Source organism: Bradyrhizobium sp. IC3123 (assembly GCF_020193625.1).
GTDB classification, from domain to species: Bacteria; Pseudomonadota; Alphaproteobacteria; order Rhizobiales; family Xanthobacteraceae; genus Bradyrhizobium; species Bradyrhizobium yuanmingense.
In genome coordinates, this window is the sequence record NZ_JADYVF010000033.1 from 1 (window position 1) to 8,165 (window position 8,165).

Genomic DNA, 8,165 nt, shown 5'->3' on the forward strand with positions numbered 1-8,165 from the left:
TTCAGGATAAACGCCTTCTGGGCGTCCGAAAACTTCGAGGCCTTCATCGTCGTCGCTCCTCCCAGTCGAGGGATTTACGCAGCGCCAACTCTAGCCAAAAATGGTCCAGTTTGCCGGCCTCAGATCACCAGCACAAGTATCCCCAGACCGGTTTGTTGCTTGTAACGGACCGATGCGCGTCATATTGCCGCTATTGCTTTCGCAAGCGCCTAGTCGGCAAGGAGTCCGATGAAATTGCGCCCGATTTCGCAAGGGTCGCCCAATATATTCGCGACCACCCTGAAATGACGAACGTGCTGCTATCTGGAGGGGACCCATTCGTGCTCAGCACTGCCAAGCTCAATGAGATTCTTGATCATTTGCTCCCCATCAGACATTTGGAATCAATTCGATTCGGGACGAAAATGGTGGCCTATGAGCCCAAGCGTTTTGACGATTCCGCTCTACCGGCCTTGTTCCAACGACTCCAAAAAACGGGTAAGACTGCAGTAATCGTCACACACTTCGATCACATCGGCGAAATTTCGGGCTATGCGGTACGCCAAATTCAGTCCTTACGCGCACAGGGCGTACAATTCCTCAATCAGTCCGTTCTTCTCGCGAAAGTCAATGATGATCCCGAGGTGTTGGCGGCGACCTTTGCCAAATGTCATCAAATCGGAGTGCGTCCCTACTATCTTTTTCAGGGCAGGCCAGTCAAAGGCGCTTCGCACTTTCAGGTTTCATTGCGTCGCGGACTAGAGATTACGCGCGGCATCAACCAACGTCTCAGCGGCATCCAGAAGACATTCAAATACATCATGTCCCACTACACGGGAAAGATCGAGATCCTCGATCTGGGAGATGATGGTCGCGTGTATATGCGATATCATCAAAATAAGATGCCCGAAAAGATCGGGAGGATCTTTTCCCGGCCGCACGTGGAGGATGCTTGCTGGCTGGACGACTTGCCCGAGGGATGAGATCGGTGGGCGCGCAATGATGATTACTGCTGCAGAGCGCGGGGACTACCAAAGTCCGGCCGGTATACGGTCAGCGCGAGTGGTCTGTTAGCCGCGCCCTCCAGAGGAATGGCACCGTCGCAGTGACGTGGGTAGGATATTTGCATCATGTGCGAGCCGAGTGCGAGCTCGAGTGGCGGGCAAATGGTGTTGCTGCTTTCATTTCGTGAATGATCGAATGCAGTCATCAGTGGGGCGCGGTCAGTCCAGCGTCACCGGCAAGCGTAGTGGCTCCCGTGAGCAGGCGCGCAGAAATTACCGTGCCGCTCGGCGTAGCGCTGCCCGGGCGACCCTTGCTGCCGCCCTACATCTTGCCGACAGAGGTGCGCAGGTCGCTGTGCCAGAAGCATCCAAAATAGGGGTTGGAGCTTCGGGGGCGGGCTGGTTAACGCGGGCACGTGGAGCATGCGCAATATCCGAGTAGAAGTGCTGGGCTCACCATTGGGTGAACGGCTGATCGAACTAGGAATGCGAAGGTGAGAGCACCGGTACTCCGCATTGTGCCGTTGGAGGCAAGGGTTGCAGGAAATCGAGAGCCAATGGACGAGCAGCGTTGCTGCAATAGTGCGGACGAGACGCGCAAGACGATCAGCGACGAAAATAACACTGGTGCGCTGCTCGACAAGCCCCCGGCACGATAGAGCCGTTGGCTTACGTGCGCGGCCTGTGTCGACTCGCTCTCGCGGTTGGAGTTAGGGGCTTCACTGAGAGTGAAGGCATCGCCGCCAGCGGTACCGGTTCGCGCTGGAGGAATGGCGCGGCAACGGGATCTGAGAATGCCGAGTGGGTGATCATCGCTACCCGATGCTTACGGCAAGGGATCCTGGTCACAGATTCGATAGGAGCAGATCGCGACATTGTGCCCAAAGGCCGGCAACATTCCGTTGGCCTCCTGCTGGCATAAATCCTGCTCCGCCCTCAGAAAAGTTGGAAGGACCTCATGCCGTTTCGCAACTTGCCTCCGCTCGTTTTTGGCCAAGTCAAAATAAGTGTATCCTCCTACTGCAATCTTCATTGCAAACGCTGCTATGTTCCCGAACAGTATAGAAATCAATCTAGGAGACGCCGGGATCCATCACAGTTGACTATCAAGGAAATTACAAATTTCGTGGACCTCCTCGTTGAACGACATAGGTTGGAAAAAGTCATCGTAACCGGTGGTGAGCCGCTTCTCAAAATCGTGTTTCCGCGCTCTGCAGCCCTGATGGCACACGCTGCAAACAGACGGGGCATTCATGTCCAGCTGAACACTGGTGGACTTGGTCAGGTGCCAGTTCGTGATGTCGCATCAATCTTCGACGATCGCGACAAGCTTGCCTTTCAATTCAATTGTGATGCTGCAAACGCGCAGGCGCTTGACCGCGTTCAGACAAAGCGGGGAGTTCACAAAACGGCACTCCGGCAGATGGCAGAGGCAGTTAATTGCGGGGTCTTGGTGCAGGCTAGGATGATTGTGAATCGGCACAACATCCATGGGGCCTTAGACGCCTATCGCGCATTGTCATCGATCGGCGTCGACACTTTCAGAATCATGCCGATGTTCGCTGTAGGTGCCGCTCTCGACTACGAAGACGAATGTTTGGACTCGGCTGAGGAAGTTAGAGAACTTCAGACGGCACTAATCGCAATGGCTGCACAGGGCTCGACGCGCCTTGAGCTGCTAACGCCAATTCTCATCGAAGTGACAAAGCAGCCGCCGAACGTTCGATTCACCGAATGCAACTGTTATTTCGCTTCGGGCTATCTCTCTACGAACGGCGACCTCTATCCCTGTTCCTGCGCGATCGGTGATCCCGACAGCCATAAACTTGTTGTCGGAAACGTCCGGTACCCGGGGTTTGACCTAGAAACTGCTTGGGGAACCGCCCTTAAGAAATACCAGACGAACAGCTGCGCCAAGTGTCCGACTGCCCTTCTCAATCATATTGAGAGCCGTGCGCGTGCTTGCGCTTAGCCAACAGAACGGCGTACGCCACATGCCTTGACTTCAGCGGTAGTCGACGGTGCCACGGGGCCTTTCGATTACAGCTAAAAGTGGGTTTCCGGCAACGATCCGCGTCGATCAAGGCAGCGAGTTCGTTTTCGCGCGATCTTACCTGTGGGCCCATCAGCGCGGCGCCACGCTGGTCTTCTCGCCTCTCGCGGCTCGGAATGCCGACCGACAACGCCTTTATCCAGCCTCCAACTGCCGCTTCCTGGCCGAATGCCTCAACGCCCACTGGTTCATGCCCCTTCTGGAGGCCCGGAAAAATGTGGAGACTTGGCGCAATTGTCAAACCTGCATCGGAGTACCCGTCTGGCTATGCGATTGATGAGAAGAGGTTTCGCTGGTTGGGAGGCGATCCTGCGGAGGCTTTGGATTTGCCGCGCCCTTTGGTGATCGATTGAACGGCGGACGCTCTGAGGCGGCGCGGGCGAAGACCCAGTGACCATCCAACAGAGGATGAAGATATTGGATCTCTCCCGCTTTAGGCGCGAGCCGCAGCGTCTTGGATGCAATCTTCAGGATGAGCCAAGGCTTGATCCCGTCCTCCGCGGGCTTGAACACCGGGACACGGTACTTCGAGCTCATTGATGTGACGCGCACGCGGCTCCGGCGCTTGCCGTTGCCCGTCTAGCGGCCGTTGCGGTTGAGGAAGCCGCAATCAGTTCGTCGCTACCGATCAGCACCAGCTGACGCACGGCTTGGATGGCTCGGCAGAGGTGCTGCCGCGCTGTCCGCGCCGGCGCGTCGGCGAGGGCAGCTCGCTGTGGCGTCACCTCGTAGTGGACGACGAGAACGATCTCCGAGGCTACATCGGCCACGACTTTGTCGATCGGGATGCCCACGATGCACTTCTTCAGCCGTGCATTGGTTGTAGGCGCCGTTCAGACAGTCTTTAGATCAGTGGCCAGCGACGCAAGGCGTCGCTGGATCAGCGGCAGCCATCGGCCGTACGGTGTCTTGCGTTCCTCGCCACCAACCGGCTAGCAGGGGCAGCCGCATCGAATTGCTGCAAGGCCCGGTCGGCGCCATAGCACGCTGCTTCGACGTTGCGGCTGAGAGCATCGCGCATCTGATCGCGCCGTTCGCCGGCTTCCTTGGCGGCCGCGGTTGCAGCGGCGTAGCGCCCCGACGGAAAAGCAAGCAGTATCGACTGCATCATCGACGCGCAATCCGCGGAAGCCATGAGGGCCGTCGTTATCCATCCAGGCGCAGTTGTAGTGCGGGATATGGCGCCGCCACAACCAACTCGCCCCGGCGCGTCTTCTCGTAGCGGGCCGAGAGCGAGCGCTGGCGCAACGAATCCAGCTCGTACTCATTGAGGCAGCCTTTGAGCCCGAGCTGGAGGGGGCGGTGCCGTGGCTCGGCGCATAGATCGTCTCCTGATCGACCAGAACGGTATCGCCCACGCGTCTGCTGCCCGTCCCGGCTGTTGCTGGCGAAGCGCGATATTGCGGGAGCAAACCGCACCAGCCTTGCCGAGGCAAACTCCGCTACCATTCGCTCAAATCCGGCGGTCGCCGCCGGTGGCTGAACGACCCAGATCATCATCGATCACTTCTTCCTGCGACCACCCGAGCGCCATCAGCCGATCCAGAAAGCAGGGCGACTGATGGGATTCGATCTTTCAACGCCCCATCGACAAGCGGCAGAGGACGCTCAGGTGCGACCCTGGCTGAAGGCGCTATTCGCCAGACCGTCTTTCAAGGTTGTCGCGCTTGCGCAAGTCAACAAGACTTCGCGGATCATTTGCGCCCTTCTGGCGAAAGGCGGGACCTACCGGCACCCCAACCCGCTGTCGACTACTGCGGCCGCCGTCCGATGGACGCCAGTCGCCAAGGCGATCTGACCGGCGCAGGCCGGCAGAGGGCAAGGTGCAACAACAGCCGATGAACCACGGCACGAAATCCTGAAGCGAGTGAAGCTACTGCCCCCCATGCGCTAAAACGCGTGAACTTGATTTAGTTCCCCGTTGCGCGGATCTCATCGAGCCCAGCGGCCACGTGCCGCGCGCAAAGGCCGGGGATATGACGGCACGGTCCTAATGTGTGAAATCGGCTGAAGAAGCTCTTGCACGCCGGCCGTTCCACATATTGCGGGGCAGTGTCAGTGCCTCTGCAACAAAAACTGCCGGCCTTAGTAGGTTCTTTGTTCGCAGATTCTTAGATAGAGACTCGCCAGGAGCTGAATCGAGACAACGGTCTGGAATGCACCGTGATGAACCAGTCGCTGCAGTCTGGACGTTTGTCGCAAACTGAACGTGTTCAGTCCATTTCGCTCAATGAGATGCATGCACACGGATCCGCAAGATGAATGTTGACGTTTTCTCTGCTCATGAATCTAATGTTCGTCGCTATAGCCGCTCGTTTCCCACTGTCTTTACGAAGGCGCTTGGGGCGACGATTTGGGACGAGGGCGGCAAGAGCTATATTGATTTCCTTGTGGGGTCCGGCGCACTCAACTACGGGCACAACAATCCCAATATCCTTGCACCGGCAATTGATTATCTCGCGGGCGGGAACATTCTTTTGTCGCTTGATATGCACACAACGGCGAAACGTGAATTTATCGAAGTGTTTGTTGATACGATTCTGAAGCCGAGGGGTCTTTCGTACAAATTGCAATTTCCTGGACCGACTGGAACAAGCGCTAACGAAGCGGCGCTTGCGCTGGCCCGAAAATATACCGGCCGTTCCAGCGTCATGGCCTTTACAAATGCGTTCCACGGGATGTCACTTGGCTCCCTGGCTGTGTCAGGTTCAGCCTCTACCAGGGAGCTCGGCGGCGTGGCTCGCCACGATGTGATCCGCGTCCCCTATGACGGCTATGCAAACGGAGCTTTCGATTCAGCGAGTTACATCGACTACGTCCTGGGCGACCTCGGGAGTGGCATAGAAAAACCCGCCGCAATCATTCTGGAAACGATCCAGGCAGAAGGCGGCATGAACACTGCATCGGCACGTTGGCTCACGGATATTCAGCGCATCTGCCGTGACCACGGCATCGTTTTCATCGTCGACGACATTCAAGCAGGATCAGGCCGAACAGGTGATTTCTTCTCCTTCGAATTTGCAAAGATCGAACCAGACATCGTCTGTCTTTCAAAGTCGCTAAGCGGTTCGGGAAATCCGCTCTCCATGGTTTTGATTCGCCCCGACCTAGACGTATGGAAACCCGGAGAACATAGCGGCACCTTCAGAGGCAACAATCTTGCTTTCGTGACTTCAGGCGCCATGTGCAAAATGTGGTCAGACACCAAATTTACTCCTGGCGTCGAGCGGACAGCTGCCAAATTGCAACGACACCTTGATGATCTCGTCGCGAAATTCCCGAATTGCATTGAAGAAAAGCGAGGCCGCGGCCTGATGGCGGGTCTCAAGTGTCGCTCACACGCGATTGTCGACCGCGCACACGATATCGCGTTCGCAAACGGACTGCTGATTGAATCTTCGGGACCAAACCGAGACGTCATCAAAGTCCTCCCGCCGATAACAATCTCGGATGCCGAGCTCGACCGTGGCATCACGATCCTCGAGCAGGCAATACAGGAGTAAGGCAATGGCAACTGCACAGCTGTCTCAAGTACCAGCGATCTCGCTTCTCACGACCAAGGAACGAACCGGCTCCATCAAACTTGGGGAGATCATCTCAATCCTAAAGGGTGAGATCACCGGCCTGCACATCAAACAGGCATTCAGTCCCGAGCTGGCCGAGGACATCACGACGAACTTTAATCGAAACCCCGGTCTCGAGGAGCGCAAAGATGGCGTTCCCGGCCGATATGTCGGCGCATCGCACTACAGGAGGAATGCAGCCACCTATTTTGCCGATGCGGAAAGTGCGCGTCCTTTCGTGGAAGCCCTTTTTGCGGATCTGGTAGATCCGGTCCGCGCGTTATTCGATGCGCTGAAAGGCGAGCTTCACAAACAGGGAGTTGAGTTGCGGCTGGCTCGCTCGGAGCACGGTCAAGCTAATCTTTGTCGTGCCATCTGCTGGTCTGGCGCAGGGATGTATTGCTTAGAGCCCCACGACGACGTCGCCCAAGTTCTATGTGCCGATAGCGAGATTCGGCCGGTGGCGAACAAAACGGTTGTAGCGCTGAATTTCTACCCCAGCATGCCCGATGAAGGTGGCAATCTGCGCATCTGGAGCCACAAACCGACAGAGAGTGACCGAAAATCGCAAGGCCTGGAGACTACAGGCTATCCCTTTTCGACAGCTTATCTTGAGGACCTTCCTTATCACGATTTTCAGCTCAAAGCAGGAGATATCGCGCTCATCGACGGCGGCTACGTTCATGGGGTGACCGGCCAATCAGGCAATGGCAAGCCTCGCCTTCTGCTGAACTGTTTTTTTGGGTTTGCGAGCCCAGATGTGGTTCTCTGGTGGACCTGAAGTCGGACTTGCACAGTCATGCTGGTAACATTGTGGCGACAAGGAGTTCTATCTATCGAATGTCCGGCATCAATTGGATAGCGTTGCCGCACGGACCCCTCGCCTGTTGGAATGCCGTCGCAGCGTGATAGGCGACCCGTCACAGTTCGTACGAAATGAAATGGGCATTAGGAACGATAGCAGCGCAAGTCGGTGGCGTCCTACGGCTGAACGTCGACTTTTGAAGCTTATTACGCCGTGTGAGGCTGTGCGTCACGCTTCTGTCTTAAGGTGGTCTGCTTGCAAGCGCAGTCCGCCCTTCGCAAAGCTGTACGGCTGCCCTTGCACCTGGTAAGCAAGACCGCTCTCCAAACCGTAGCAGTCTCCTCATGTGCCGCAGCGCGCAGACACGTTGAAACGCGTGGCTCCGAGCATATGCTGGCTCCTGATGATCACGACGATCCACCAACATGCGAACGGAACGGCGATCTAAGGCATCCTGGTTCAGAAACTCTGGGAGCCGGGTGACCTGCCACTGCATTTTCATCCAGCGGCAGTTAGAGTCTCGGGGTTTTGTACGCCAAGTGGCGCGGGTGGAGCAACGGACGATCGGCGGAGCTGGTCGGGGTTGCGCAGCCGATCGTCCGTTGCGGTGAGGTGGGCGGCGTAGGCCGCGGGAGTCAGGTATTTCAGCGACGAGTGGGGACGCTGGAGATTGTAGTCGGCGACCCAGTTGGCGATCTTGGCGCGGGCGTCATCGAGATCGAAGAACAGGGTCTCGTTGAGTAGCTCATCGCGCATCCGGC

General features: G+C 57.0%; 8 protein-coding genes and 1 pseudogene. 5 read left to right on the forward strand and 4 right to left on the reverse strand.

Going from position 1 to position 8,165, the window contains the following annotated elements:
- From I6F20_RS37355 to I6F20_RS37365, 3 genes and pseudogenes are all read left to right on the forward strand, one after another.
- Window positions 1-962 (forward strand): KamA family radical SAM protein (locus I6F20_RS37355; RefSeq protein ID WP_225131512.1); only part of this gene is annotated, 962 nt, incomplete at its 5' end.
- Window positions 963-1,941: 979 nt separating this feature from the next.
- Complete coding sequence (locus tag I6F20_RS37360) at window positions 1,942-2,955, forward strand: radical SAM protein (RefSeq protein WP_225131513.1); 1,014 nt, start codon at window positions 1,942-1,944, stop codon at window positions 2,953-2,955.
- 76 nt (window positions 2,956-3,031) lie between these two features.
- Window positions 3,032-3,268: pseudogene (locus I6F20_RS37365) on the forward strand (integrase core domain-containing protein); the annotation flags it as partial.
- A 5-nt stretch (window positions 3,269-3,273) separates the two neighbouring features.
- Here the strand turns inward: I6F20_RS37365 and I6F20_RS37370 are convergent.
- The 3 genes from I6F20_RS37370 to I6F20_RS37380 all read right to left on the reverse strand — a co-directional run bounded on the left by I6F20_RS37370 (window position 3,274) and on the right by I6F20_RS37380 (window position 4,147).
- The gene (locus tag I6F20_RS37370; RefSeq protein ID WP_225131525.1) at window positions 3,274-3,573 is read right to left on the reverse strand and encodes a hypothetical protein; all 300 of its coding nucleotides are present in this window, start codon (window positions 3,571-3,573) and stop codon (window positions 3,274-3,276) included.
- Window positions 3,570-3,830: a hypothetical protein gene (locus tag I6F20_RS37375; protein WP_225131515.1), complete on the reverse strand. Its 261-nt coding sequence runs from the start codon at window positions 3,828-3,830 to the stop codon at window positions 3,570-3,572. Before I6F20_RS37375 ends, I6F20_RS37370 begins: the two co-directional genes overlap by 4 nt.
- Window positions 3,831-3,916: 86 nt before the next feature.
- Window positions 3,917-4,147 carry a hypothetical protein gene (locus I6F20_RS37380; RefSeq protein WP_225131517.1) on the reverse strand — a complete coding sequence of 77 codons (231 nt, stop codon included), beginning with the start codon at window positions 4,145-4,147 and terminating at the stop codon, window positions 3,917-3,919.
- A 1,147-nt stretch (window positions 4,148-5,294) separates the two neighbouring features.
- Between I6F20_RS37380 and ectB the strand changes: the two genes are divergently transcribed.
- Window positions 5,295-6,539: a diaminobutyrate--2-oxoglutarate transaminase gene (gene ectB / locus I6F20_RS37385; RefSeq protein WP_225131519.1), complete on the forward strand. Its 1,245-nt coding sequence runs from the start codon at window positions 5,295-5,297 to the stop codon at window positions 6,537-6,539.
- A gap of 4 nt (window positions 6,540-6,543) precedes the next feature.
- Window positions 6,544-7,380, forward strand: a complete 837-nt coding sequence (locus I6F20_RS37390; RefSeq protein ID WP_225131521.1) for a 2OG-Fe(II)-dependent halogenase WelO5 family protein — start codon at window positions 6,544-6,546, stop codon at window positions 7,378-7,380.
- Window positions 7,381-7,902: 522 nt separating this feature from the next.
- Here the strand turns inward: I6F20_RS37390 and I6F20_RS37395 are convergent.
- Window positions 7,903-8,165: integrase core domain-containing protein (locus I6F20_RS37395; RefSeq protein WP_225131523.1), on the reverse strand; the 263-nt coding region annotated here is incomplete at its 5' end.